This window comes from Sphingobacterium hungaricum (assembly GCF_015210005.1).
In the GTDB taxonomy this organism is placed as follows: domain Bacteria; phylum Bacteroidota; class Bacteroidia; order Sphingobacteriales; family Sphingobacteriaceae; genus Sphingobacterium; species Sphingobacterium hungaricum.
Map to the genome: position 1 here is coordinate 60,267 of NZ_MU158697.1, position 25,926 is coordinate 86,192.

Below are 25,926 nucleotides of genomic sequence, written 5' to 3' on the forward strand. Positions count from 1 at the left end.
TACCATTTCTGCATAAACGTCAGCATAACAGCTCTTTTTCCGCAGTACATGCATATTATGACCATCAAATGTTTTTTTAATTTTCCAAAGCTTTTGTAAAAAGCTTGATTTTTTTACATTTGTATAAATAAGAAAAATAAACATGTCGGAAAAAGCAACACTAAATTTTGATGGTACATCCCATGAATTTCCTATTGTAGTTGGAACAGAAAATGAAAAAGCGATAGATATTTCTAAACTTCGCGACCAAACAGGTTATATCACATTAGATGCAGGATTTAAAAATACTGGCGCTACTAAAAGTGCAATTACATTCTTAGATGGTGAACAAGGTATTTTACATTATAGAGGATATTCCATTGAACAGTTAGCAGAGAAATCAACTTTTCTAGAAGTTGCTTATTTACTGATTTATGGTGATTTGCCTTCGGCAAAAGCATTGGAAACATTCCGTGCGGATATCAAAAAACAAATGATGATCCACGAGGATATGAAAAATTTCTTCACTGGATTTCCATCTAAATCCCATCCGATGGGCCAGTTATCCTGTTTAGTTGGCGCATTGTCTGCATTCTATCCAGAATCATTGAATCCCAATGCAAGCGAAGAAGAAGAAAACAAAACCATGATCAATTTATTGGCAAAAATGCCAACGATTGTTTCTTGGATCCAAAAGAAATCATTAGGCCATCCAGTTGTTTATCCAAAAAACAATTTGGGATATATCGAAAACTTCATGAACATGATTTTCGGAGAAGTGAACGATGAAAAAACATTCGATCCGGTTGTTATTCAAGCAATGCATACTCTATTGATTTTGCATGCTGATCACGAACAAAATTGTTCTACATCAACTGTGCGTATGGTTGGTTCTTCGAATGCGAATTTATATGCTTCTATCTCAGCAGGTATCAATGCTTTATGGGGTCCTTTGCATGGTGGAGCAAACCAAGCGGTTATTGAAATGTTGGAAGACATCAAAAATGACGGCGGTGACGCTGATAAATATTTAGCGAAAGCAAAAGATAAAAATGATCCTTTCCGTTTAATGGGATTTGGCCATAGAGTGTACAAAAACTTCGATCCTCGTGCAAAAATCATTAAAAAAGCATGTGATGATGTGTTGGAAAAATTAGGCGTTGATGATCCAGTTTTGGATATCGCAAAACGTTTAGAAGAAGCTGCGCTTAAAGATCAATACTTTATCGACCGAAAATTATATCCAAACGTGGATTTCTATTCGGGTATTATCTACAGAGCTTTAGGATTTAAATCAGATATGTTTACTGTTTTATTTGCTTTAGGTCGTCTACCAGGATGGATTGCACAATGGAAAGAAATGCGCGATAATAAAGAGCCAATTGGCCGTCCGAGACAAGTATATGTTGGCGAGACAATCCGCGAATATGTTCCTTTGGACAAAAGATAAATTTAAAAAATTAAAGTAAACGCTCATTGAAAAATGGGCGTTTACTTTTTGAAGCCTAAATTAATTCCACATTAAAATTGACTTTTGCTTTCAAAGCATTAAACACTTTTAAAACAGTTTCTAAAGTCACATTATTTAGATTATTTTCAAGTTTTGAAATTTGTGCACGTTGAACACCTATCAACTCCCCTAGTTGTTCTTGTGTCAACTTTCGCTCAATTCTCACTTTGCGAATCATTTTGCCCAACACAACCAACTGAAGTTCTTGCTCGTAAGCTGTTCTTTTTTCCGTTCCTAATTCGCCGATGAATTCGTCCTTTATTTCATCGAACGTAAACAACACCCTATTTTTATTGATTTTTCTCATGTTGATTTTCCTTAATTAAATTTCCGAAAATAAATTCTTTGCTAATCATTTTATTCTAAATATTTCATTATAGCCTACTAAATTACTAGAGCAATTCCCCACTTTTACGTATGTTTGTAGGCAATTAAGAATTATTCTAAACGAAATTTGTACGAACTATTTATTCATATCTTAATCCCAATTGCAATATTTTCATTTATTGCTCTTTTTACGTTGTTTGCAGTTTATGCGGAGCGTAAAATTGCGGGATTTGTACAAGATCGTTTAGGTCCTATGGAAACCGGAAAATACGGTTCGCTGCAAACCATAGCCGATATTCTTAAACTTCTACAGAAAGAATTTATTACACCAACTGTAGCCGACAAAATCTTATTTGCAGCGGCTCCTGTAGTGATATTTTCAGCGGTGTTTATTGGATTTGCGGTGATGCCATGGGCTCCTGATTTTCTTCCAGCAAATTTAAATACAGGTTTGTTTTTTATCATGGCTGTTATCTCGATCGATGCGATCGGTATCTTAATGGCCGGTTGGGGTTCGAATAATAAGTTTTCATTGCTAGGCTCCATTCGTGCTATCGCACAAATGGTTTCGTATGAAATTCCGATTGGCTTATCGCTGATTTCTGTGGTGATGCTGACGCAAACAATGAATTTGAATGAGATCGTCTTCCAACAAGGTGTCTTAGCTAGTGACCCAATTTTCTTTTTTGGCTTTTGGGATGTCACGCAGATTGGAGGCCTGTTTTCTTGGTATATTTTCCAAGCACCGCATCTGATCATTGTATATATCATCTTTTTCGTCGCTACGTTGGCAGAATGTAACCGCGCTCCTTTTGATATTCCGGAAGCGGAAAGTGAATTAATCGGAGGTTTTCATACCGAATACGGAGGCATTCGATTTGCCTTTATTTTCCTGGCGGAATATGCCATGATGTTTTTGGTTTCCATGCTCGGCGTTATTTTGTTTTTAGGTGGATGGAATACACCGCTTCCAAACATTGGAAGTTTTGCGCTTGCAGACTGGACGACCGGATTGTATTGGGGGATTTTCTGGACAATAAGCAAGGCTTTGTTTATTGTAGGTGTACAAATGTGGATTCGCTGGACATTGCCTCGTTTCCGCGCCGACCAGTTAATGAATTTATGTTGGAAAGTGTTAATTCCTATAGCTTTTGTCTGCATGGCTATTTCAGGTGTTTGGCGCATAATCGTTATGGTGTAGTATGATTTTAAAAGCAACATTAAATGGTTTCGCGACCGCAATAAAAGGAATGCTTTTAACCATAAAGCATCTTTTCGGCGCGCGCGGATCACGCAAAGAATTTGACATTCGGAAAGAAAATTATTTCGATGAACAAAATGGCGTGACCACGGTTCAATATCCGAAGCAAGAAATGCCGATTCCAGAAGTTGCGCGTTATCAACTAGAAGTTGAAATTGACGATTGCATTGTCTGTGATTTATGTGCAAAAGCTTGCCCTGTGGATTGCATCGATATTTTGGCAATCAAATCCCCCGAAGCAATCGGAAAAACGTCGGATGGAAGCGTCAAGCGTTTGTATGCCGAAAAGTTTGATATCGATATGGCCAAATGCATGTATTGCGGATTATGTACAGTAGTTTGTCCTACAGAATGCATCACAATGACCAATCAATACGATCGCACGACCACAAAATTGACGGACTTAATCTATGATTTTGGGGAAATGACTGACGAAGAAGTGCTGCAACGTAAACAAGAATGGACAAAATTCCAAGCTGATAAGGAGGCGGCAAAAGCAAAATAATGACTTTAGAAGTAATTCTGTTTTATGCATTTGCTTTGCTTGCTATCGGTTCGGCCCTATTGGTTGTTAGTTTAAAAAACCTAGCCAGAGCATTATTTTTGTTTTTTATTGTGCTGTTCGCAATGGCGGGATTGTATTTATTTGCCTTAGCTGATTTTGTGGCCATCACGCAAATATTAATTTACGTTGGCGGCGTGCTGATTTTAATGATTTTTGCATTTATGCTGTCCAATAAAGAATTGTTGGCGGATCTTCAAAATACATCAAAGCAATTTTTATCCTTGCCTAACTGGCAAGCTGCTGTATTAGCCATAGGCTTTTTAGCGGCCATAAGTTACGGAATTTATGAATGGCAAGACTTTACGCCGGACTGGATTACGACAAACCTAAGAAATGGTCAGGTCATAAAACCTACGGACAATACAATCAATGAAATCGGCTATAAATTTATCACGCAATATGTGCTTGCTTTTGAAGTAATTTCCATTTTTCTATTGATGGTGCTGATTGGCGCCGCGCATATTTCACGAAGGGAGGAACAAGCATGATTACCTTGACTCACTGTCTTGTCGTCAGTGCTTGCATCTTTTGTATTGGCTTGTATGCAGTTTTAGCAAAGCGAAATGCGATTATGGTTTTGGTCGGCATCGAGTTGATGATCAATGCGGCCATTTTAAATTTTGTTGCCTTCGGCAAATACGATGAAAGCAATTATGGGGGTCAGATTTTTGCACTTTTTGCAATTGTGTTAGCCGCCGCCGCTGTTGCCGTTGGTCTAGCAATTATTTTAAATGTTTACCGAAAAAACAAAACCATTAATTTGGACGATATAACCGATTTGCGCGATTAATGGATTTTTTGACAAACATATCTCCTATTTCCTGCAGCCTTTTGGTTGTGCTTCTCCCCTTTTTGGCATTTTTATATCAAGCTATTGTAGGACGGAAAGCCCGTTCGGGAAATGTAAGTTTGGTCGCCATTAGTCTAAGTGCAATCTTAAGCATTTATCTATTCTGGAATCAATCTCCGATTGAAAGCAACATCGAATGGTTTCGAATTGGTGACAAACGATTTTTCTTGGGCATCTTATTAAATAACACGACTCTATTGATGCAAGCTTTAGTGAGCATCGTTGCATTGCCCGTGCATATCTATTCCAAAGCTTACATGAAAGGCGATTCTGGAATACATCGCTATTGGATGTACTTAAGCTTATTTTGCTTTGCCATGCTAGGCTTGGTCGTTTCTAGCAATTTATTGCAGTTGTATATTTTTTGGGAATTGGTCGGTTTTGCATCCTACTTATTGATTGGTTTTTGGTTCACAAAAGAGTCTGCTGCGCAGGCAAATAAGAAAGCATTTATTATCAATCGAATTGGCGATTTGGGATTTTTAATTGGCTTGGCCATTGTTTATGCCCAATTCGGAACGTTCAATATTGTTGAATTGTTTGCTGTGAATGGCTTAGCAGAAAACTGGTTTTCGCAAGTAAACAGCCTATCTGGAACTTGGCTCACCGTTGCTGGCTGTGCTTTTTTCTTAGGTGCAATGGCAAAATCAGCTCAATTTCCACTACATGTTTGGTTGCCTGATGCGATGGAAGGACCGACTTCGGTATCGTCTCTAATCCATGCTGCCACAATGGTCGCAGCTGGTGTATTTTTATTAGCCACAGTTTTTCCATTATTAAATGAAACGGTTTTATTGATTATTGCTATTATCGGAACGACAACAGCTTTGCTCGCTGCATTTTTTGCGCTGACACAAAACGACATCAAGAAAATTTTGGCATTTTCTACGATTTCACAATTGGGATTTATGGTTGTAGGAATTGGAATTGGTGCTTGGGATGCCGCTTTGTTTCATTTGACAACACATGCCTTTTTTAAATGTTTATTGTTTTTAGCGGCCGGTGCTGTCATTCATGAAATGGCACATTTCAAACATGAAACGAATTTGGATTTCGATCCTCAAGATATTAATTTCATGGGCGGCTTGAAGAATTACATGCCAAAAACTGCCTTGTTGATGGGAATTGCTTCATTGGCTTTAGCTGGCTTTCCATTGACTTCCGGATTTTTGAGCAAAGATGCTTTAGTTATTTCAACATTTGAATGGGCTGTCGCGAAAGGAGGTTTGTATTATGCATTTCCTATTATCTTGATTGCGGTCAGTTTAATGACTTCGTTCTACATCGGTCGCCTAATTTTAAAAACCTTTTTCGGAGATTTCGCCTTCGCAAAGAACCTAAAAGCTGCTAAAATCCATGAAGCTTCGAAGACCATGATTTATCCAATGGCATTTCTCGCTTTATTCTGTCTCTTTATTGTCTTTTCTTGGAATCCGATTTCTTATCATTTGTCTTGGGTTTTAAAAGAGTTTAATTTGACCTATACTTTTGAAGAAATTCATAGTTTGCACATACTTATTCCAGTTATTCTTACGGTTGGAAGTTTGCTGATGTGGTGGATAGGCTATCAGCTATATATTCAGAAAAAACAGCAAGTCAAACAGAACGCTTTATTTAGATTTTCTTTCAACCAAGGATATCTAAATGAATTCTATGCGAAAACTATTATAAAACCGACGTTGCTATTGGCGAACTTTAGTTATTGGTTTGACCGAACAATCATTGATGGATTGGTTGATTTATTGAGTAAAATCACAGTAGCCCTTTCAAATTTATTTGCGTGGGTAGACAAATATATTGTTGACGGAATCGTCAATGCATTCGGTTCCATCGCTTACGGAACAGGCAATCTGCTTCGCTGGGTTCAGAATGGACGTTTGCAAAGCTACCTTGGTTTTGCATTTACTATGGTTTTATTGGGATTAATTTATTTGATAGTTATTTAAAATGGGGATTCTTTCAATACTGCTTCTATTACCATTGTTTGCTTGTTTGCTGATTTTAGCAATCCCAAGTAGCTATAGAAACAGCTATAAATACATTGCATTAGGATTTGCTTTTCTTCAATTCCTAGTCTCAGGTTATCTCTATTGGCAATTTGACGGCTCTCAAACTGGAATCAATTCCGTCAGTGGCTATCAATTCGTTGAACAGCTTCCATGGCTTCGTTTGGATTTAGGTTCTCTTGGACAATTGGAAATCGATTATTTTATTGGTATCGATGGAATTTCGATGCCCTTGATATTGCTGAGCACAATTGTTATGTTGATGGCAATCGGTGCATCATGGAATATCAGCAAGAGCTTGAAAGGCTATTTTGCCTTGATGATGCTCTTAAGTACCGCGATTATCGGAATTTTTGTTGCGTTGGATTTCTTCTTGTTCTATATTTTTTACGAAGTCATGCTATTGCCTTTGTATTTTCTGATTGGAATTTGGGGTGGCGCAAGAAGAGAATATGCAGCGATTAAGTTCTTTATCTATACATTATTCGGTTCGGTATTTATGTTGCTGGTTATGGTTGGACTGTATTTTTCAGTCATCAATCCAGACACAGGAGCACATACCTTCAACATGTTGCACATGATGAATCCGGCGAATTATGTAGATGGTTCGTTTTTCGCAACGGCAGCAAATTCATTTGACGTTTTTGGCATTCCTGCCAGAATGGTTGGTTTCATCATTCTATTTATTGCTTTCGCAATCAAAATTCCAATTGTTCCATTGCATACCTGGCTGCCTGATGCGCATGTGGAAGCTCCAACTCCTGTATCGATTATTTTAGCTGGTATTTTATTGAAAATCGGAGGTTACGGAATTATTCGAATTTGTTATTCAGTCTTTCCAGATGCTGCTGTCCAAGCGAATTGGTGGATTGGCTTGATTGGCGTGGTTTCGATTATTTATGGTGCGTTGAATGCTTTGGCACAAAAAGATTTAAAACGAATGATTGCCTATTCGTCCGTTTCCCACATGGGATTTGTGACCTTGGGTATCGCTTCGATGACTGTAGAAGGAATTTCAGGTGCGATGTTTCAAATGGTCAGTCATGGATTTTTATCTGCCGCACTATTCTTCATGGTAGGCGTTATTTACGACCGTGTACATGATCGCTATATTTATAATTTCCGAGGCTTGGCGACTTTGATGCCAAAATTTACGGCATATCTAGCGATTGCATTTTTTGCATCCTTAGGCTTGCCCGGCTTCTCCGCTTTTATCGGAGAAGCATTTGTGATTATCGGAACTTTTAATGCTGAATTAGTGGGCACAGGAATTTCTCGCTGGATGGCATTAGCTGGTTCAATTGGTATTTTATTAAGCGCTGTCTATTTTCTTTGGACTTTACAGCGCATGTTTTTTGGACAAACTCGCTTAAAAGGTGGTGAAGAATGGGCTGTTGCATTGACCGATTTAAGCAAGCGTGAACAGCTTATTTTGTTTCCAACAATTGCTTTGTCTTTGCTTTTAGGAATTATGCCATCTTTAGTTTTCGACCAGATGAATGCCGCTGTCGTCAATTTGGTAGCGCTTGTTTCAACTCATTTATAATCATCAATGGAAAAGTTTGAACCTGTTATTTCAGAAACCATTGATCACATAATTGCTTCCTCAGGCCTGTTAAAACCTGAGATTGCGTTAGCTATTGCATTTTTACTGAGCATTATTTCTTCTCTATTCTTTGAGAAAAAATTTAAAAACAGCACCTTTTTAATTGCGGTTCTAGGGTTCATCAGTGCATTCATCTTATTGATTCCTCAATTCAATGACCCCCAAGAAGGTTTTTTCGGAATGATTAGACGGGATGACTTTTCCATTTATGGAAGAATGCTTATTCTGTTCGCTTCTTTGGTTACAGGCTTTTTTATACAACAGCATTTTAAGCACAAAGCTATAAAACGAAAAATTGCAGATGTGTATTCTATTCTTTTGGCTGCAAGTTTTGGATTAAGCTTATTAACGATTACTACGAATTGGTTATTGGTATTTATTAGCATTGAAACCGTGTCAATCGCATCCTATGTGTTGGTGGGTTATTTGTCCGAAAACAAAAAGCAATCGGAAGCTGCTGTTAAATATGTTTTATTTGGTTCTGCCTGTGCCGCAATGATGCTGTATGGATTATCTCTTCTGTATGGTTTTACGGGAAATTTAGATTTTACTTCTGCCATGCATATTCAGGGATTAATTTCTGCTCCAAAAATTCTTTGCAGTGTGGCCATTTTGTTTCTGTTTGCAGGTATCGGATTTAAGTTAAGTTTCGCACCTTTTCATGTTTGGAGTCCGGATGTCTATGAGGGAGCACCGACACCGATCACAGCATTCTTATCCACAGTTCCAAAAATTGCGGTTATGATTTTGTTCTCGAGATTATGTGCTTCTTGGTTTGAAACATTCTTTTACTTTAGTGAGTTAACATTTCTGCTTTTAGTCGTCATCGCTATTGTCACGATGGTTGTCGGGAATTTCATTGCCCTGCGTCAAGAAAACATGAAACGATTAATGGCCTATTCATCCATCGGTCATACCGGATTTCTATTGATGGCCGTTTTGGCTTTCGTACAAGGCAATACGGATGTACTGCTGTTTTATATGGCCGTATATGTCTTAATGAACTTATCGGCATTTCTATACATTGATTATTTAGAAAGCAAAATAGGTGATGCAAACATTCAATCCTTCATGGGATTAGGAAAAAAACTTCCATTCACGTTTGTTGGGTTTTCATTGATAGGAATTTCATTGATTGGACTACCGCCAACAGCAGGATTTATTGGAAAATTTCTGATTTTCTCCAACGTTTTTGAATTGTATAGCGAAAGCTCTGAATTCGCGTATCTGTTGCTGTTGATTGTTGGGGCCATCACAACTGTCGTATCGCTGTTTTATTATTTAAAAATCCCGCTTTATGCATTTCTGAAAGAAAATAAAAGCGACAGCGTCATTAAGGAAACATTTACTTTTCAGAATTGCTTAGCCTTTTTGTTCTGTATCGCAGTGGTCATTTTGGGTATCTTCCCTAGCCTGCTGTTATCTCTCTTAAAATAGGTTAATCCCATTTTACATACGACAATATTCTATATATTTGTACATGATTAGTTCAATTGCAAATTCTGTTTTCCAACGTGCCATCGATGATTATCATGTGTACGATGCGATCGATCATCCCATGGAAAATCCTTATGCTCAAGATGGCATAGAACATTTATTCTATTTAAAATGTTGGATAGATACGATGCAATGGCATATGGAAGATGTGGTTCGCAATCCAGAAATTGATCCTGCAGAAGCATTGAACTGGAAGAGAAGAATCGATTCGTCGAATCAATACCGGACCGATACCGTTGAATACATTGACAGTTATTATTTAGCCAAGTTTGCGGATGTGGAAGCTTTGGCGGATGCAAAAGTGAATACCGAAAGCCCGGCTTGGGCGCTGGATCGCTTATCTATTCTGGCATTGAAAATCTATCACATGGAACAAGAAACTTTGCGTTCGGATGCTGCCCCAGATCACATAGCTTCTTGTCAGCAAAAGTTGAACATCTTATTGGAGCAACGAAACGACCTTTCGCAAAGCATCGACGAGTTGCTGACGGATATTGCCGTAGGCATAAAATACATGAAAGTCTACAAACAGATGAAAATGTATAACGATCCTTCGATGAATCCTGTTTTATACGCAAATAAAAAATAAGCCTTTCATGAAGCGCGTACTTGTAACCCGATTTTCAGCAATGGGTGATGTGGCCATGGTTGCATCAGTTTTAGCTGAATTTCAGGAACAAAATCCCGATACGGAAGTGATTGTTGTTACGCGCAAGCCTTTCTTCGCTTTTTTTGATGGAATTCCTCGCATCCGTTTTCATGCTATCGAACCCAAATCCAAACACAAAGGATTTTTTGGATTGTTACGGCTATATGATGAACTGAAAACCTACAAAGCGGATTATTTTGCTGACTTACATAATAATCTAAGAACGAAATTTCTTACGGGCTTATTCAAGTTTAATTCAATTAACTTAGCGATTCTCGACAAAGGTCGAGAAGAAAAAAAAGCGTTAACAAGTCCGCACAACAAAGTATTAAAACCTTTGGAAAGAACGGTCGAACGCTATGCCGATGTATTTCGTTCTTTAGGTTTTAATTTGACTTTAACGAATCAACTGAAACCCGCACATCGGGAACTTCCTGAACAATATCAGGATTTATTCAGGACAGCGAAACCAAAAATTGGAATTGCCCCGTTTGCGCAACATCCGTATAAAGTTTTTCCGCTAAAGAAAATGGAAGAAGTAATTCGATACCTTTCGGAACATTCCTACCAAGTTTTTATTTTTGGAGGCGGTCAGCAAGAATTTGATACAGCAGAAAACTGGAGCAAAAATTATTCAGGCATTACGAACAGCATCAATCAATTTTCGATTTCGGAAGAGTTGAATATTATCGCTAATTTAGATTTAATGGTTTCAATGGATTCTTCAGGCATGCATATGGCTTCGTTAGTAGGTGTTCGATGTGTTTCAATTTGGGGCGCAACGCATCCCTATGCGGGCTTTTTAGGTTACGGCCAGCGAGAAGATGATTGTGTTCAAGTCAATCATCCAAACCGTCCGAGTTCGGTTTACGGCAATAAGCCTTGCATATGTGACGGAGTTGAAGCAATAGATTTGGTTACTGCGGAAATGGTCATCGATAAGATAAAATCAATATGCGAATAGGTTTCGATGCAAAACGATATTTTTTTAACCGAACGGGATTAGGCAATTACAGCCGTGATTTGGTTCGCATTTTGCAAACCTATTATCCGGAAAATGACTATGTTTTGTATTCTCCAAAAGTCCCGGAAAACTTCATTCCGTCGGATCAATTACGTTTAAAAACACCAAGCAGTTTTTTTGGCAAACTATCACCTTCATTTTGGCGGTACAAAAGCATGTCGAATGACTTAAAGCAAGATGAAATTGAGATCTATCATGGATTATCTGGAGAAATTCCGATAGGATTATCTGATTCCCCGATCAAAACTGTCGTGACTATCCACGATTTAATTTTTATCCGCTTCCCTGAATTATACAAACCCATTGACCGCAAAATCTATCAGAAGAAAATGCAATCTGCGGCAGACAATGCGGACAAAATAATCGCGATCAGCGAGCAAACAAAAAGGGACATTATCGACTTCTTAAAAATCCCAGAAGAAAAGATACAGGTAGTCTATCAAGGATGCCATCCCGCTTTTAAAACACCGAAATCTGAACAAGAAAAAGAGTTGGTGAGCGGCAAATACCAATTGCCTGAACAATTCATCTTAAATGTAGGTTCGATCGAACCTCGAAAAAATGCATTTCAGATTGTAAAAGCGATTGAGCAAACAGCTATTCCATTGGTCATTATTGGGAAAGACACGGCCTATGCTGAAGAAATCAAACAGTATGTCGAAAAAAATCAATTGACAAATCAGGTGATTTTTCTGAAAGGAATTTCCATGGAAGATTTAGCGACGATTTATTCTTTAGCCAACATATTTGTGTACCCTTCCAAATTTGAAGGATTTGGAATCCCAATTATTGAAGCGTTATATTCTAGCACTCCGGTTATCACGACGAATTCTGGCGTTTTCCCCGAAGCGGCTGGTCCGAATTCGGTTTTTGTCGACCCTGAAAATATCAACGAAATTTCCGCTGCAATTCAGCGCATTTGGGCTGATGAAGATTTGCAAGAATCCATGAAAATAGCAGGGCTGGAATTTGCGCAGCGATTCAATGATGATGTGCTTGCGAAGCAAGTCATGGATATTTACCGTTCTATTTAATCTTCTTTTATGACCGTGATCTGCTTCTGAAGTTTTTTCCAGTGCAATTTCCGATCACCATAAATAAAGATCTTTCCAAACTTGTATTTGAACTGCATCATTCCTTTATAGTCATCTTCAACAATGCGATGCGGAATCGACGGATCCTCCGCCAAACAGTCGTTAATAGCTTTTGTATAAATCGTTGGGCCAGTCAATGCATGAACATCATGCAGATGTCTTTTCTGATTAATATTATCGACGATGTATTCGATTGTTCGGGCTAGAAATGGATGGCCTTTTTCATAGATCAAAGCCCATTGCGCAAAAAATTCTTGGTGCCTTTTCTCTCTCGTAATTACCGCAACATCATCTTCTCTGATAAACTTATCCAAGGAAGTTAAGATATCGCTATCTAAATCCAAGTAGATGCCACCATGAATATACAATACGGCATACCGAAAGAAATCTGCTTTCGCCGCTCCAATTTGAAGTTTAGAATAAGCCTGATAAACTTCTTGATCAAAATTTTCTTCCATAAATTTCTCTATCCGTTGATCATCATAAAATTCATACGAATAGGATTTATTCTTCTTCATAAAAATCCAGATATACAATTTTGTAATCCAAGGAATTTTGGAAGTTTTAAAAGTTTGATATATTGTTTTGGGAATTGCCAAAGTATCGTATTTAAGTAAATAAAATAAATTAATATGACATTAGCTAATTTTAGGCAACGAAATTTGTTGATAAGGACTAATCTGCAAAACATATTTAATCCAATTGTCGAAGCTGTATTTATGAACTAAATCTTGATCCAATTCAACATAAGGAGATTGAATAAATTCTAAAAGCCCGTCAAAATTTTCATTCTCAATAATGTAGATGTTTTCAGGACGATAAAAATCATAAAATCGTATTTCTTTGTTATTCGTAATCAGTTTTTTATTGTTTCCTAATGCTTCGAAAACACGGAAAGAAAGGCCATTGTGTACATCATCTAACAAATCTACGAGTACTTTAGCCTTGTGTAAATTTTCTAAATTCTCTTGATAATTTACATATTGACTTGTTACTGTAATCGAAGAGTCTTTATATAGCTCAAGTTTTTTTTGATTGCCCGTAACAACATGAATATGAGAACTTATCTCTTGATTACGAAAAAAATTACCTAAAGAAATTAACTGATCCATTCTTTTTCTTATGAAACTACCAACGTAGTAAACATCGATACTTGTATGATTAGAACTGGAATTTGATTCAATAAAAAAATTAGTTAACGGAAGCAGATGTTCGTAATGATTTAAATCATGAGGGTTGAAAACATAAAATCTATCAAACAAACTGGTGCTCTCTAGAATAGCAGGAAATCGTTCGATTCCATCCCATTGATATCCAAGTAAAACTTTTGCTTTTTGCTTTATAAGCTGAATAATTTCCTTCGGATAATAATCGGCTCGAATTAAGAGAGCATAGTCCAACGGGCTTGAGATGGAATTTATCGTATTTGTAATCTCACGTCCAGTAACTTCGTACTTCAACCTATTTTTATAGGTTTTATCATTAAAAAGGTTCTTTCTAAGAAAATTTTTAATACGAGAGCCTAAATTTTTGTAGGTAAACTGACTGGTGAAAGGAATTCCAATGACTTCAAACCCTAATGATTCAAGTCTTTCTTTAATTTCAATATAAAGAAACCAATCAGGCATACCTAAAATGATAGTTTTGCCCTCGCCTATCTTATTACTCATCTGTAATTTTTATAAATTTCCCAATAAGATTGAGCTGCATGTTCCCAGCTAAACAATTTACTTCGCTGTTTAATTTGATCAACTTGGGAAGCTGAAAGTTGCATTTCCGCTAAACCTTTACCCAATTCAATTAGATAATTGGGTTCAAAACTTTCAAAATAACTTGCCACATCTCCCCCAATTTCAGGAAGACTAGTTTCTTTCGACAATAAAATAGCTGACCCAAAATGCATAGCCTCGACCACAGGAAGTCCAAAACCTTCAGCTAAAGATGGAAAGCAAAAAATCTTGCAATGACTATACAAATAATATTTTTCAGCTTCACCGATTGGCCCCGTTATAAAAATTCGGTCTGCAACACCTAGTTTTTCTGCAATATCATTAAATTCAGCTAAGTAGCTCTGATCTGTAATTAAACCGCTAATTACCAAATTTAACTGATTATCGACTAATAGATAGGGCAACACATGAAAATTCTTTTTCCTGACAAACGTTCCAATAGAAAATAAAAAAGGCTGTTCAAGATCTAGATTCTCAAAATAGGGCTTTTGAGGCCTAGTTTCTGAATCAATATTATTTCCATTATAAATCACATCAATTGGTTTTCCGTTCAGTTGACAATAGTGTTTGACTTCATCTTTAACAAAATTTGAAATAGCGACAAGATGTGTTGACGCATCAATATTGTCTTGAATTTTCTTTAAGTATTTATTTATTTTGGACTGACTTTTTCCTTCTCTAAGAAAATTTAAATCATGGATTGTTAAAACTTTCGTTATTTCTTTTGATTTTGGCAAATAGGGTGATAATTGGTTGGTGCAATGCCAGATTTGCGGAGGATTCTTGAACAAATGCATAAATTTATGAAAATCATGCACATAAACGTGATTTGCATCTTGTCCAAAATATGATGTTCCAGTAGGAACATAAAATTTTAAATCAATCGAAGAATCATTTTGAGCTATTTTATTTAATTCGGCTCCTAAATGCAAACAAAAGTGATATAGTCCTACATTTGGATATTTTAACCTCTCAGCTTCGAAATAAATTTGACTCATCAATAAAAATAAAAGTAAATAGGTGATTCGTAATCCTGTTAACTTTGATTGACAATTATACAAATATATTTCAATAGATAATCTTATAGGATTAAAAGATTTAATAGTTAGTTTATAATGAATTAACATTTTTTAACTTACCAAGTGTAACTATTTTAGTGCAGAATCGTTCTATCAGTATTAGAAATAAGTTAGTAGGTATGTTTAAGGGTAAAACAATTCTATTTGGAGCTCCCAGCAGCTTCGGATTTTCTGCGGTGATAAAAGAGGAACTTTTAAATTTAGGATTTAACATCGTAGATTTCTCGATGATTCATCATGAATTCAAATACAAAAATATTTTTGACCGAGCATATAATTGCTATCGAAAAGTGGTTCACAATGACTATCAATACAAACACCACTTAAAAGCGGAAGCACGTCACGAGCATTTGATGAATTATTTGAAGCAAATAGGTCAAGCTGAATATGCGTTATTTATAAGACCTGATTATTTTCCCAAAGATTTCATTAAAGCAGTAAGCAAAAAAGCGAATTCTTTAATTGCTTATCAATGGGATGGCTTAAATCGTTTTCCCAACGTAAAGGAATATATTCAGTATTTTGATAGTTTCTTTGTTTTCGATGCCGAAGACTTGGTACATGAAAATGTAAAACCAATCACCAATTTCTATTTTGAGAATATGCAAAATGGTGAATCAAATAAAGGTGCATATTTTTTAGGTTCCTATGAACCTGAACGTCTTAAACAGATTATTTCTTTGAAAGATTGTTTGGAAGATATGGAATATGAAAATGACTTTTTTATTCAATCGAACAGTCAATCAGCAATAAAAAAAATAAAAAAACATGGACTCCATCATATTGATTCTGACGTGAATTATGAGGAAAATATCAAAAACACCTTAAATTCAAGTTTATTAATCGATATCCACAATCCAGTTCATCATGGATTATCTTTTCGGATTTTTGAGTCCATTGGTTACAACAAAAAAATAATAACGACGAATAAGGAGGTCACAAAATATGATTTTTACCAAGAAAATAATATTTTTGTTTTGGAGGAAGAAAATTATGGGGATATTAAGAATTTCATCGAAACACCTTATCAGCCCATAGCTCCTTCTATAAAACAAAAATATTGTTTTACGAATTGGATTAAATACGTATTAAATACAGAAGGTCATGTTCCATTAAATTTGCCCTCTGTTAATTAACTGATTGCGCAATTTGAAGATTGTAAATTTTATTGGTGGTCTTGGCAATCAGATGTTTCAGTACGCCTTTTATCTGTACCTTATCCAACATCACAGGAGAGTAAAAGCTGATTTACGAGAATTTGAGGGTTATCCTTTACATAACGGCTTTGAGCTGACCCAAATTTTCGATATTAAGCTAAAAAAAGCAACTAGCTTAGACATCAATTTACATGATAATAATAAAGGCAACTACTTTTGGCGTTTATTCCGTCGGATAAATGGAAGCAGAAAAAGTTATCAAAACGAAAAAATCCATTTTTCGTATGACCAATCGATAAAGACAGATTCAATGAGTCGTTATTATTGGGGCTATTGGCAAAATCAAAATTATCTTAATCCGATAGAGCCCGAGCTTCGAAAAGCTTTTATTTTTCCAAAAATTACGGATAATAAAAATGCGGACCTTTTATCAGAAATCAACAGAAAAAATACAGTTGCAGTACATGTTCGAAGAGGGGATTATGTAAATCATCCCAGCTTAGGTAATATTTGCGATTTAGCATATTATCAAAAAGCCATTTCGATTATGAAAGAAAAAATCCCGAACGCAACATTTGTTATTTTTTCGAACGATCAACGATGGTGTAGAGAAAACTTAGCGGTAGATGATGGCATTTTTGTGGACTGGAATACAGGAAATGAAAGTTTCAGGGACATGCAATTGATGTCTGCATGCAGTCATCAAATAATCGCTAACAGCAGTTTTAGCTGGTGGGCAGCTTGGTTAAATCCAAATCCAAAAAAGATAATTGTTCAGCCAAAAAAATGGATCAACGATAATGCGTTAGATACTTCAGGTTTAGTTTTTAAAAATGCTTTGGAAATCTAACATGGATAATGCGCTCGTAACTATATTTATACCCGTATACAATGCTGAAAAATATGTTCATGCTGCGATAAAAAGTATCTTAGAACAAAGTTTTACAGATTTCGAACTTTTGATCATCAATGATGGATCGACCGATAACAGTCTAAAAATCATTGAAAGTTTCGACGATCCCAGAATCCGAATTATCTCAAACGAAGTAAATATCGGAATTGGCCGTGCCAGAGCTTTGGCTGTCGAGGAGGCTAAAGGAAAATATTTGGCATTATTGGACGCCGATGATATTGCTTATCCAGACCGAATTCAGAAGCAAGTAGATTTTATGGAACTTAATCCTTCAATCGCAGCTTCAAGCGGATTTGCAGATGTAATTGATGAGAATTCTGTAAGAACTAATACGACAATTAAAGTTCCAGTCGGACGCAATCTGCCAAGTTTATTATTATTTGAATACGTTTTTGTCAATCCTGCGTCCATCTATGTATTGGACGCTGTTCGAAAAGCGGGAAGCTACAATGATCAACTGTGCGAAGATTATGACTTGCTAGTTCGCATATCAAGAAATCACAAAATTGCAAACATAGCAGTTCCTTTAATTCAGTATAGGGTTCATAAAGATGGTATTTCAAAAAAGAAACTCAGTCAAATGTATGAACAAGCGGCTTTAATCCTGGAGAAGCAGTTGCATTTTTTAAAGATATATCCGAATAGAAAAGAATTTGAATTATACAGGAGTTTGATGGTTGGCCAAAAGCTGATCGATTCTGCAACTTTGGAAGAATACATGAATATCTTGCTGACACTGTTGAAGCATAATGACGAATTAGGAACGTATGAGAAGACGCAATTTAAAAGCGTGATTTCACAGAAGTGGCAGGATTTAATCAAACATTTTCAACCGAAAAACGGATTTTTTTTGTTGTTTAAAAGTCCTTTGTTCAGTGCCAAGGATACAAGTTTTAAAACTTTCAGAAAGCAATTCAAAAATCTTTTTAAATAATCTATTTGTTTACTATTTCTATTATTTAAAGTTACTAAATGAAAAAAACACAAAAATGGCTATCTACAATTGATTCAATAGTAAACTATCCGTCTATTGTTCGTAAAATTAGAAAGGCACAGACAAATACCTTTTTTGTGTTTCCTTTTTACCATACTGGTGGTGCTGAACGTGTTCACGCGGATATCTTGAAAGTTTTCAAGAAAGACAATGTCGTCTGCCTATTATCAAACTATTCGGTTGACACAAATTTGAAACAGGAGTTCCATGAGAATTCGACTGTCATCGATTTAATGAGATTTGGTTGGAAGAAATCCTTCAGAAATCACATGGCCAAAATTGTCGCAACAGAAATCAACAAAAAGAAAAATCCCGTAGTATTTGGTTGTAACTCCTATTTTTTCTACGACCTAATTCCTCATTTGAATAAGAACGTACGAATCATTGATCTATTTCATGCATTTACTGGAGGAGAGCATTCGTATGAGGAATATTCAAAACCCACATTAGATCGACTTTATGCAAGAGTTGTGCTGGGAAATGTGAATTTAAATAAATTTGAAAATTTCTATCAAGAGAATAACATCGATAGTAAAGAAGTACAAAAATTAAAAATTATTCCGAATAAAGTGGATGTTCCAAAATCTAACATCACAAAAAGCTTTAACGAAAATTTAAAAATTTATTTTGTAGGTCGTAACTCGAGCGATAAACGTCCAGAGCTATTTATAAAAATTGCCAAAAAAGCCAAAGAAAAAAACTTGCCGTTCGAATTTTATATGGTAGGAGATTTCCATGAATTCAAAAGTCAAGCAGATTCAAATATTCACATCCTTGGGAGAATTTCAGACAAAGACCAATTAAATGAGCTGTACGAAAGCGCGCATTTCGTTATGATAACATCTGTAGCCGAAGGTTTCCCAATGGTTTTATTGGAAGGAATGTCTCGAGGCGCAATACCGATCAGCACGAATGTTGGCGAAGTCTCCAACATTGTAAATGAATCGCAAAGCACAGGATATATTATCGAAAACAGTGATAATCAAGAATTTTTACTGACGCAATTTATTGCGTTACTGGAGCGAATTATAGAGAATAGACAGCAGTTAGACATTATTTCTCAAAATATCCAAGAGATAGTGAGAATGTATTTTAGTGAAGAGGTATTTGAAAAAAATTATAGAAATCTTCTTTTCTCTTAAGATAGATTTTGCAGTTCCACCTGTAATTCTCAATTGATTATAAATAATTTATAATAAATTTGAGAATATTCTGTTTTTAGTAAAAAAACTGCATATTAGTTTTATATTGAATTAAACAGACCTATGGGAATTGTATTCATTCTATCAGATGAGAATAGGTAATAAACGCATAATTTTTGGCGCTCCCCAAAATTCCGGTTTTTCTGACGTCATTCGAAAGGAACTAATAAATTTGGGCTATATTATTGAAGATTTTTCAATTAAAGAGGAAGTCTTCGAGTATAAAAGCATATTTCAACGGCTCTATAATCTATATCGAAAAGTCATATTTAACGATTATGATTATAAAAAAAAGCTGAAGAAAGAAGCCCATAAAAACAGGATGCTTGATCAACTGCAAAAAATACCGCGAGCTGATTATGCCTTTTTTATTCGTCCAGATTTTTTTCCTTTAGAGTTTATTGCACAAGTAAGAAACAAGGCAGATCGCAGTATTGCTTATCAATGGGATGGCTTAAATAGATATCCAGGGATAGAAAATTATATCCCTCATTTTGACCGATTTTACGTCTTCGACCCAGAAGATTTATCCTATCCAAATACTTATCCCACCACAAATTTTTATTTTGATAGTTTTAAATCAATAGAAGTCATAGATTATAAAAAAGCTTATTTTATTGGATCTTTTGAAGCTGAGCGCATGGATAATATTGTTGCTATCAGGAATCAGCTAACTCAGCTAAATTACGAATGTACTATCATAATCTATTCCCCACATACTAGACAAACTTATGAAATAAAAAAATTTGGGTTTACTCATATTGATAAACACATCAATTATTATGAGAACCTCAATAGTATGATGAGTGCAAGCGTATTAATAGACATTCAAAATCCAATTCACAAAGGATTATCTTTTCGCATTTTCGAATCATTGGGCTATGATAAAAAAGTCATTACCACAAATCAGAATGTAGTTCATTATGATCTTTTTCACCCGAATAATATTTTCGTATTAAACAACTATAATGCGGAGGATTTAATATCTTTTTTAAATACTCCTTATGTACAGATAGCAGATAGGATAAAAAAGAAATATAGTTTTACAAATTGGGCAAATTATGTGCTGGATAATGAACAATACCTGCCAATAGATTTGCCGATTATTCGCTAATTGACCGTTTTTTTCGTTAGGCGATAGTAAAACTTCCTAAACCATTCATTTTGGTATTTTTGCTTGTATTTGGTCATATAAAACAAATTTTCAACACCAAGATTGTGATCTATATATAAGTCGTAGTGCTTGTTATAGATCTTTCTGTACGCATTTTGCAACAGTTGATTGCTTTCTACTAACTTCCCTATCGAAGATTTAGCTACGTCATGGATCCGGTATTGATAGAGGGGCTGCGGAATAGATTTAACCTTTGTTGGATAATCTCGGATAATTCTAATCCATAAATCCCAATCTTCATAATATGTGAGCGACTCGTCGAATCCAGCCACCGCTTTAAATGTATTTGCCTTAACCATCCCATAAACAGGGATCATATTTGTTAATAGAAATTTCGAAAAATCGTAATCCGGCAGTTTCCATAAACCACTTTTTGCACCGATGTAATTACTTGCTGGATAAACAATTTCCAAATCGGGTTCTTTAGAATAGGCACTTACACACGTTTCCACAAACTCAGGGGACAACATATCATCACCATCTAAAAAAACATAGAAATTTCCAGTTGCGTGCTTTGCTCCGAAATTTCTTGCCGCACTTACTCCTGAATTTTCTTGCTTTAGCAATGTGAATTTTTTAGTGTCCTTTTGCAATAGACCCTCTAATACATCGACGGATTGATCAGTAGAGCCATCATCGACAACAATAACTTCAATGGGCGAATATGTTTGTTGGAGAGCGGATTGAACAGATGCCGCGATAAACTTTTGGTTGTTGTAATTTGGAATAATAACACTGACAAGCGGATCATGCATACCTATTATATTTAATTGCTTTAAGAGAAACACCCTTGTATTTCTTTCTAGTTTAATTAACTTATATTAATAATTGATTAGAATATTTTTCTCAAAGATAAAAATATTTCACTCAAAATGATTTGGTCAAAATGGATTTTCTATATAATTTTTCGTAAATTAATCTTCATTATAAACAGGAAAGTCATGAATAAAACCATCTTCATCATCCGGCACGCAAAAGCCGAACTGCATTCCTTTAATAAACAAGATTTTAAACGGAACTTGATTGGCGAGGGAATAGACCGAGCTAAGATTATCGCCAAAAAGCTCAATGAGCAATTAAGCATCGACCAAAAGACGCTATTTATCTCATCCTCCGCGAATCGAGCGAAGCAGACGGCTGAACTTTTTGCTGATGAGTTGAATTATCCGCAAGATAACATCAGGTTTGAAGAAGAAATTTACGAAGCTTCGGCAAAAGAAATTTTAACGCTCATCAATTCCATTTCTGATGATTGCAATACGATTCTGTTGTTCGGACATAACCCCGGAATTTCAGCTTTCGTGAACTACTGCTGTGACACTTACATCAGTTTGAGGACTTCCGAATGTGCAGAAATAAGGTTGTTGGAAGGAATTGATTTCACAACGCTATCTCACCATATGGCGACCTTAAATCAATTGATTAGTGAGGAATAATCTATTCGCTATCAGTTTTGAAACCTTTTATTGTTTGTGTTCTTTTGATAAATTCATTAAATTAATTCTAAAATTTAAAAACGAAAACATTTTAAGTGATGACGACGATTACAGCGACAATAGAAAACGAAAAAGACGTAAAAGTTGTTCAAGAAATATTGGAACGCTTTGGGATTCCCTATCAAATTGATGAGTCTGCTGAAAACTATGTATTCTCGGCTGAACAAATAGCTGATTTTGAGTTAACTAAACAAGAATTCTTAGCTGGGAAATCCACTGCTAAGGATTGGGAAGATATAAAAACAATTAATTGAACAGAGTTTAGGTTTACAAGAACCCTAATCTAAAATTTTTCTCTGGCCTTCAAGAAGCCGTAGATGGAAAACTTGAAGCGAAAAATACTTATGAACGTTTAGAACCACTTTACTCTACAATTTATCCAAAGAGGAATTAATGTCATCTATTCGTTGAAATTTCCCAAGAAATAAAAACTATCCCATAACCATTTGCCTTTTTCCTATCTTCGTTCTTAATGGCAAATAAACTACAGAACGAACATTCTCCTTACCTGAAGCAGCACGCGCACAACCCCGTCCATTGGATGCCTTGGGGCGAAGAGGCTTTAGCGAAAGCAAAACAGGAAAACAAACTACTGATTGTCAGCATTGGCTATTCGGCTTGCCATTGGTGCCATGTGATGGAACGCGAGAGTTTCGAAAATGAAGCGATTGCCGAAACCATGAATAAATTTTTCGTGCCGATTAAAATCGACCGCGAAGAACGTCCGGATGTCGACCAGCTGTATATGATCGCAGTGCAATTAATGACCAATGCCGGTGGCTGGCCATTAAACTGCATCTGCTTGCCTGACGGTCGCCCGATATATGGCGGAACCTATTTCAAACCACATGATTGGCAACAGATTTTATTGCAGATTGCCAAAATGTGGGAAGAAACGCCCGACGTAGCCTATGATTATGCCGGAAAATTAACCGATAGCATTCATCGGGTAGAAAAACTGCCTATACTAGAAATTCCAGAAGAATATAGCCCCTTGGATTTAAAGGAAGTTATCCTGCCTTGGAAACAGCAATTTGATTTTAAAGAGGGCGGATACGCAAGAGCGCCAAAGTTTCCATTGCCCAACAATTGGCTTTTCTTTCTGCGCTATGGTTTTTTGGCAAAAGACCAAGAAATTTTGGACCAGGTGCATTTCACGTTAGAAAAAATGGCTTTGGGTGGGATATACGACCAAGTTGGCGGTGGATTCGCGCGCTATTCCGTCGACCATCATTGGCATGTGCCTCATTTTGAGAAAATGCTTTATGACAACGGACAGTTGCTTTCTTTATATGCTGACGCGTATCAGCAAAAGGCAAATCCTTTGTACAAACGGGTGATTGAAGAAACAATTTCTTGGGCAACACGTGAGATGTTGGCAGACAATGGAGGGTTTTATTCGGCTTTGGACGCAGATAGCGAAGGCGTGGAAGGAAAATACTACACATTTACGCAAGAAGAAATCAATGCGGTTCTCGGAGACGATGCGCCTTTGTTTTCAGCTTATTTCACCACGAGCGAAAAAGGCAATTGGGAAGAAGAGCACACGAATATCTTGCATTGCGCAGCAGATTCTAATCAATTAATTTCGGAAGCAGGTTTTTCTGAACAAGAATGGGAAGAATACCTAAAAGAAATAAAAGCAAAGCTGTATGCCTATCGCGAACAGCGCGTCCGTCCGGGATTGGACAATAAGCAATTGACGACATGGAATGCTTTGCTTATTTCTGGATTGCTTGCTTCTTATCGTTCATTGGGCAATGACGACTATTTAAACCTTGCGGTTTCCACAGCATCTTTCCTTCAGGAAAACTGCAACAAAGGCGATGTTGTTTTACATCAGCCCGAAGATTCGAATAGGAAAATAGCTGGTTTTTTAGATGATTATGCATTTACGATTGCTGCTTTCGTTGAGCTTTATGAGGCGACATTCGAGGAGCAATATCTTTTGGAAGCAAAACGCTTGTCCGAACTCGCGATTTCCTATTTTTATGATGCAGAGCAAAAGACATTTTTTTACACTTCCAACGAAGGCGAACAATTGATTGCGCGCAAGAGCGAAATTATGGACAATGTTATTCCTGCTTCATCCTCGACTTTCGTTAGGCAACTGTATAAACTGGGATTGTACTTTGACGAGGAAAATTTTATTGCGACAGCAGACCAACTATTCGCTAATGTAGTTCCGCAGATTAAATCTTACGGTTCAGGTTATTCCAACTGGGCAATCCAATTGCTGGAAAAAGTGTTTGGCACGTATGAAATCGCGCTGACAGGAAATAATGCTTTGGAAATGCGCAAAGAACTTGACCGACAGTATATTCCAAATAAAATCGTCATGGGCGGAACAAAAAGTACCATCCCGTTGTTATCAGATAAAGTAGGTTTGGAATCAAAAGCCTACCTTTGTCAAAATAAAACATGTAGCCTTCCACAAAATTCAGTAGAAGAACTCATGCAATTAATTCATAAATCAGGGGAACAAACCCCAAAAATTTAAATGAGATGGCTATAGCTCCAAACAATGTAGTGACATTAAACTACACCCTTCACACAATTGAAAACGGTGAAAAAGTATTAGTAGAACAAACGACAACCGAAAATCCTTTAACTTTCTTATATGGCGTAGGCATGATGCTTCCTAAATTTGAGGAATACATCAACGGATTGAATGAAGGTGACAAAACATCTTTTGAGCTTTCAGCTGAAGAAGGTTATGGCGAAAAAGATGAGCGTGCGATTGCTCAATTACCAGCAGATATGTTCAAAGAAAGCGGTCTTCCTCCAGTTGGAGAAGTATTGCCTTTGCAAGATAATGAAGGAAACCAATTCCGCGCAGTAGTTGTTGAGGTTACTCCTGAGGCAGTTGTAGCTGACTTAAATCACCCAATGGCTGGCAAAACATTGAATTTCGATATCGAAATCTTAAATGTTCGCCCGGCTACAGAAGAAGAATTGGCTCATGGCCATTCTCATGGCGCTGATGGTCACGAAGGACACTAAGTTTTAAGAAAATAAGCAAAAACGCCTCCATAGATTGCCTTCGGCAAATTATGGAGGCGTTTTTATGCGTTTAAATGTCTTGCCAATTTCGAATGAAGCCTTGCTAATATGTTGCAAGCCATAGCAAAACCTACTTTACAAATTTTTCACTGCGCGTAACATTTCTCGCTTTCCGGGTGCTCCTGGAGCTTTTTCTATCTGAAAACCCAAAGATTTCATGATCCTTTTTAAATTTCCCGTAATTGCATACGTAACGAACACGCCAGCAGGTTTTAAATGCTGACAGATAATAGCCAAACTTTCGGTCGTCCACATTTCGGGCTGGTGTATTGCCGCGAAGGCATCAAAATAAATCACGTCAAACCGCTTCTCAGTTGTAAAATCAGCTAATTTCACGACATCAACTTCTAGACGAACAAGCTCGTTGACTTTCGTTTCAGATTTCAATGCATCTTCATAAGAAGAAGCGAAGCCATCCCAAGTTTCTTCTTGAACATAGGATGCATAGTCCATCGATTCGATGATATCTTTACTCAAGGGATAAGCTTCAATTCCGCAATAATCAAGCTGCAGGTTGTTTTGCGTGCAAAAATCTGCTGTTAGAATAAAATTCAGGCCGGTTCCAAAGCCGACTTCAAGAATCGAAACTGCAGTTAGTTCATTTTTTTCAAGCGCATATTGAAGTCCGCTTTTTAGAAATACATGTTTGCTTTCCTGAAGGGCGCCGTGCTTGGAATGATAATGTTCACCGATTGCCTCATGGAACAAAGTTTTCGAACCATCATTCGTAATAAAAGATTGCATGATAAA

26 protein-coding genes are annotated in these 25,926 nt (G+C 36.5%); 20 read left to right on the forward strand and 6 right to left on the reverse strand.

Features of this window, described 5'->3' with window-relative positions; genetic code table 11:
- Nucleotides 1–142: 142 nt before the first annotated feature.
- Complete coding sequence (locus C4F49_RS00245) at nt 143–1,429, forward strand: citrate synthase (RefSeq protein ID WP_196933824.1); 1,287 nt, start codon at nt 143–145, stop codon at nt 1,427–1,429.
- A 55-nt stretch (nt 1,430–1,484) separates the two neighbouring features.
- On the opposite strand, the gene C4F49_RS00250 is transcribed toward C4F49_RS00245, so the two are convergent.
- Entirely contained in the window at nt 1,485–1,796 is a 312-nt protein-coding gene (locus C4F49_RS00250; protein WP_196933825.1) for a helix-turn-helix domain-containing protein, read from the reverse strand.
- A 147-nt stretch (nt 1,797–1,943) separates the two neighbouring features.
- Between C4F49_RS00250 and nuoH the strand changes: the two genes are divergently transcribed.
- Genes nuoH through C4F49_RS00300 form a run of 10 tightly spaced genes read left to right on the forward strand, consistent with a single transcriptional unit; the run spans nt 1,944 to nt 12,308 of the window.
- Nucleotides 1,944–3,017: an NADH-quinone oxidoreductase subunit NuoH gene (nuoH, locus tag C4F49_RS00255; protein WP_196933826.1), complete on the forward strand. Its 1,074-nt coding sequence runs from the start codon at nt 1,944–1,946 to the stop codon at nt 3,015–3,017.
- 1 nt (nt 3,018) lies between these two features.
- Nucleotides 3,019–3,582 (forward strand): 4Fe-4S binding protein, encoded by a 564-nt coding sequence (locus C4F49_RS00260; protein WP_196933827.1) that lies wholly within the window; start codon nt 3,019–3,021, stop codon nt 3,580–3,582.
- Nucleotides 3,582–4,130 carry an NADH-quinone oxidoreductase subunit J family protein gene (locus C4F49_RS00265; RefSeq protein ID WP_196933828.1) on the forward strand — a complete coding sequence of 183 codons (549 nt, stop codon included), beginning with the start codon at nt 3,582–3,584 and terminating at the stop codon, nt 4,128–4,130. Before C4F49_RS00260 ends, C4F49_RS00265 begins: the two co-directional genes overlap by 1 nt.
- Nucleotides 4,127–4,432, forward strand: a complete 306-nt coding sequence (nuoK, locus tag C4F49_RS00270) for an NADH-quinone oxidoreductase subunit NuoK (RefSeq protein WP_196933829.1) — start codon at nt 4,127–4,129, stop codon at nt 4,430–4,432. Before C4F49_RS00265 ends, nuoK begins: the two co-directional genes overlap by 4 nt.
- Nucleotides 4,432–6,438 carry an NADH-quinone oxidoreductase subunit 5 family protein gene (locus tag C4F49_RS00275; RefSeq protein ID WP_196933830.1) on the forward strand — a complete coding sequence of 669 codons (2,007 nt, stop codon included), beginning with the start codon at nt 4,432–4,434 and terminating at the stop codon, nt 6,436–6,438. Before nuoK ends, C4F49_RS00275 begins: the two co-directional genes overlap by 1 nt.
- A gap of 1 nt (nt 6,439) precedes the next feature.
- Entirely contained in the window at nt 6,440–8,044 is a 1,605-nt protein-coding gene (locus C4F49_RS00280; protein ID WP_196933831.1) for a complex I subunit 4 family protein, read from the forward strand.
- A 6-nt stretch (nt 8,045–8,050) separates the two neighbouring features.
- A complete protein-coding gene (locus tag C4F49_RS00285; RefSeq protein WP_196933832.1) occupies nt 8,051–9,541 on the forward strand; it encodes an NADH-quinone oxidoreductase subunit N in 1,491 nt (496 codons plus the stop codon).
- 43 nt (nt 9,542–9,584) lie between these two features.
- Nucleotides 9,585–10,190 carry a DUF4254 domain-containing protein gene (locus C4F49_RS00290; protein ID WP_196933833.1) on the forward strand — a complete coding sequence of 202 codons (606 nt, stop codon included), beginning with the start codon at nt 9,585–9,587 and terminating at the stop codon, nt 10,188–10,190.
- 7 nt (nt 10,191–10,197) lie between these two features.
- Complete coding sequence (locus C4F49_RS00295) at nt 10,198–11,214, forward strand: glycosyltransferase family 9 protein (protein ID WP_196933834.1); 1,017 nt, start codon at nt 10,198–10,200, stop codon at nt 11,212–11,214.
- The gene (locus tag C4F49_RS00300; RefSeq protein ID WP_196933835.1) at nt 11,205–12,308 is read left to right on the forward strand and encodes a glycosyltransferase family 4 protein; all 1,104 of its coding nucleotides are present in this window, start codon (nt 11,205–11,207) and stop codon (nt 12,306–12,308) included. Before C4F49_RS00295 ends, C4F49_RS00300 begins: the two co-directional genes overlap by 10 nt.
- On the opposite strand, the gene C4F49_RS00305 is transcribed toward C4F49_RS00300, so the two are convergent.
- From C4F49_RS00305 to C4F49_RS00315, 3 genes are all read right to left on the reverse strand, one after another.
- The gene (locus C4F49_RS00305; protein WP_231388155.1) at nt 12,305–12,886 is read right to left on the reverse strand and encodes a glycosyltransferase family 32 protein; all 582 of its coding nucleotides are present in this window, start codon (nt 12,884–12,886) and stop codon (nt 12,305–12,307) included. The genes C4F49_RS00300 and C4F49_RS00305 overlap by 4 nt on opposite strands.
- A gap of 120 nt (nt 12,887–13,006) precedes the next feature.
- A complete protein-coding gene (locus C4F49_RS00310; protein WP_196933837.1) occupies nt 13,007–14,038 on the reverse strand; it encodes a WaaS/CpsH family glycosyltransferase in 1,032 nt (343 codons plus the stop codon).
- The gene (locus C4F49_RS00315) at nt 14,035–15,225 is read right to left on the reverse strand and encodes a glycosyltransferase family 4 protein (RefSeq protein ID WP_196933838.1); all 1,191 of its coding nucleotides are present in this window, start codon (nt 15,223–15,225) and stop codon (nt 14,035–14,037) included. The genes C4F49_RS00310 and C4F49_RS00315 overlap by 4 nt, the downstream gene beginning before the upstream one ends.
- 71 nt (nt 15,226–15,296) lie before the next feature.
- Between C4F49_RS00315 and C4F49_RS00320 the strand changes: the two genes are divergently transcribed.
- The 5 genes from C4F49_RS00320 (at nt 15,297) to C4F49_RS00340 (ending at nt 20,557) form a co-directional block, all read left to right on the forward strand.
- Nucleotides 15,297–16,313, forward strand: coding sequence for a WaaS/CpsH family glycosyltransferase (locus C4F49_RS00320; RefSeq protein ID WP_196933839.1), 1,017 nt, complete (start codon nt 15,297–15,299; stop codon nt 16,311–16,313).
- A gap of 13 nt (nt 16,314–16,326) precedes the next feature.
- Nucleotides 16,327–17,184 carry an alpha-1,2-fucosyltransferase gene (locus tag C4F49_RS00325; protein WP_196933840.1) on the forward strand — a complete coding sequence of 286 codons (858 nt, stop codon included), beginning with the start codon at nt 16,327–16,329 and terminating at the stop codon, nt 17,182–17,184.
- Nucleotides 17,168–18,181, forward strand: coding sequence for a glycosyltransferase family 2 protein (locus C4F49_RS00330; protein ID WP_196933841.1), 1,014 nt, complete (start codon nt 17,168–17,170; stop codon nt 18,179–18,181). Before C4F49_RS00325 ends, C4F49_RS00330 begins: the two co-directional genes overlap by 17 nt.
- A 38-nt stretch (nt 18,182–18,219) precedes the next feature.
- Nucleotides 18,220–19,383, forward strand: a complete 1,164-nt coding sequence (locus C4F49_RS00335; RefSeq protein ID WP_196933842.1) for a glycosyltransferase family 4 protein — start codon at nt 18,220–18,222, stop codon at nt 19,381–19,383.
- Nucleotides 19,384–19,531: 148 nt separating this feature from the next.
- Nucleotides 19,532–20,557, forward strand: coding sequence for a WaaS/CpsH family glycosyltransferase (locus C4F49_RS00340; protein WP_196933843.1), 1,026 nt, complete (start codon nt 19,532–19,534; stop codon nt 20,555–20,557).
- On the opposite strand, the gene C4F49_RS00345 is transcribed toward C4F49_RS00340, so the two are convergent.
- On the reverse strand, nt 20,554–21,372 hold the full coding sequence (locus C4F49_RS00345; RefSeq protein ID WP_196933844.1) for a glycosyltransferase family 2 protein: 819 nt from the start codon (nt 21,370–21,372) through the stop codon (nt 20,554–20,556). The genes C4F49_RS00340 and C4F49_RS00345 overlap by 4 nt on opposite strands.
- A gap of 186 nt (nt 21,373–21,558) precedes the next feature.
- Between C4F49_RS00345 and C4F49_RS00350 the strand changes: the two genes are divergently transcribed.
- The 4 genes from C4F49_RS00350 to C4F49_RS00365 all read left to right on the forward strand — a co-directional run bounded on the left by C4F49_RS00350 (nt 21,559) and on the right by C4F49_RS00365 (nt 25,116).
- Nucleotides 21,559–22,053 carry a SixA phosphatase family protein gene (locus C4F49_RS00350; protein ID WP_231388156.1) on the forward strand — a complete coding sequence of 165 codons (495 nt, stop codon included), beginning with the start codon at nt 21,559–21,561 and terminating at the stop codon, nt 22,051–22,053.
- 98 nt (nt 22,054–22,151) lie between these two features.
- Nucleotides 22,152–22,367 (forward strand): hypothetical protein, encoded by a 216-nt coding sequence (locus C4F49_RS00355; RefSeq protein WP_196933846.1) that lies wholly within the window; start codon nt 22,152–22,154, stop codon nt 22,365–22,367.
- A 218-nt stretch (nt 22,368–22,585) separates the two neighbouring features.
- Complete coding sequence (locus C4F49_RS00360) at nt 22,586–24,613, forward strand: thioredoxin domain-containing protein (protein ID WP_196933847.1); 2,028 nt, start codon at nt 22,586–22,588, stop codon at nt 24,611–24,613.
- A 5-nt stretch (nt 24,614–24,618) separates the two neighbouring features.
- Complete coding sequence (locus C4F49_RS00365; RefSeq protein WP_196933848.1) at nt 24,619–25,116, forward strand: FKBP-type peptidyl-prolyl cis-trans isomerase; 498 nt, start codon at nt 24,619–24,621, stop codon at nt 25,114–25,116.
- Nucleotides 25,117–25,251: 135 nt separating this feature from the next.
- Here the strand turns inward: C4F49_RS00365 and mnmC2 are convergent, their stop codons facing one another.
- Nucleotides 25,252–25,920, reverse strand: coding sequence for a tRNA (5-methylaminomethyl-2-thiouridine)(34)-methyltransferase MnmC2 (gene mnmC2, locus C4F49_RS00370; protein ID WP_196933849.1), 669 nt, complete (start codon nt 25,918–25,920; stop codon nt 25,252–25,254).
- Between the last annotated feature and the right edge of the window lie 6 nt (nt 25,921–25,926).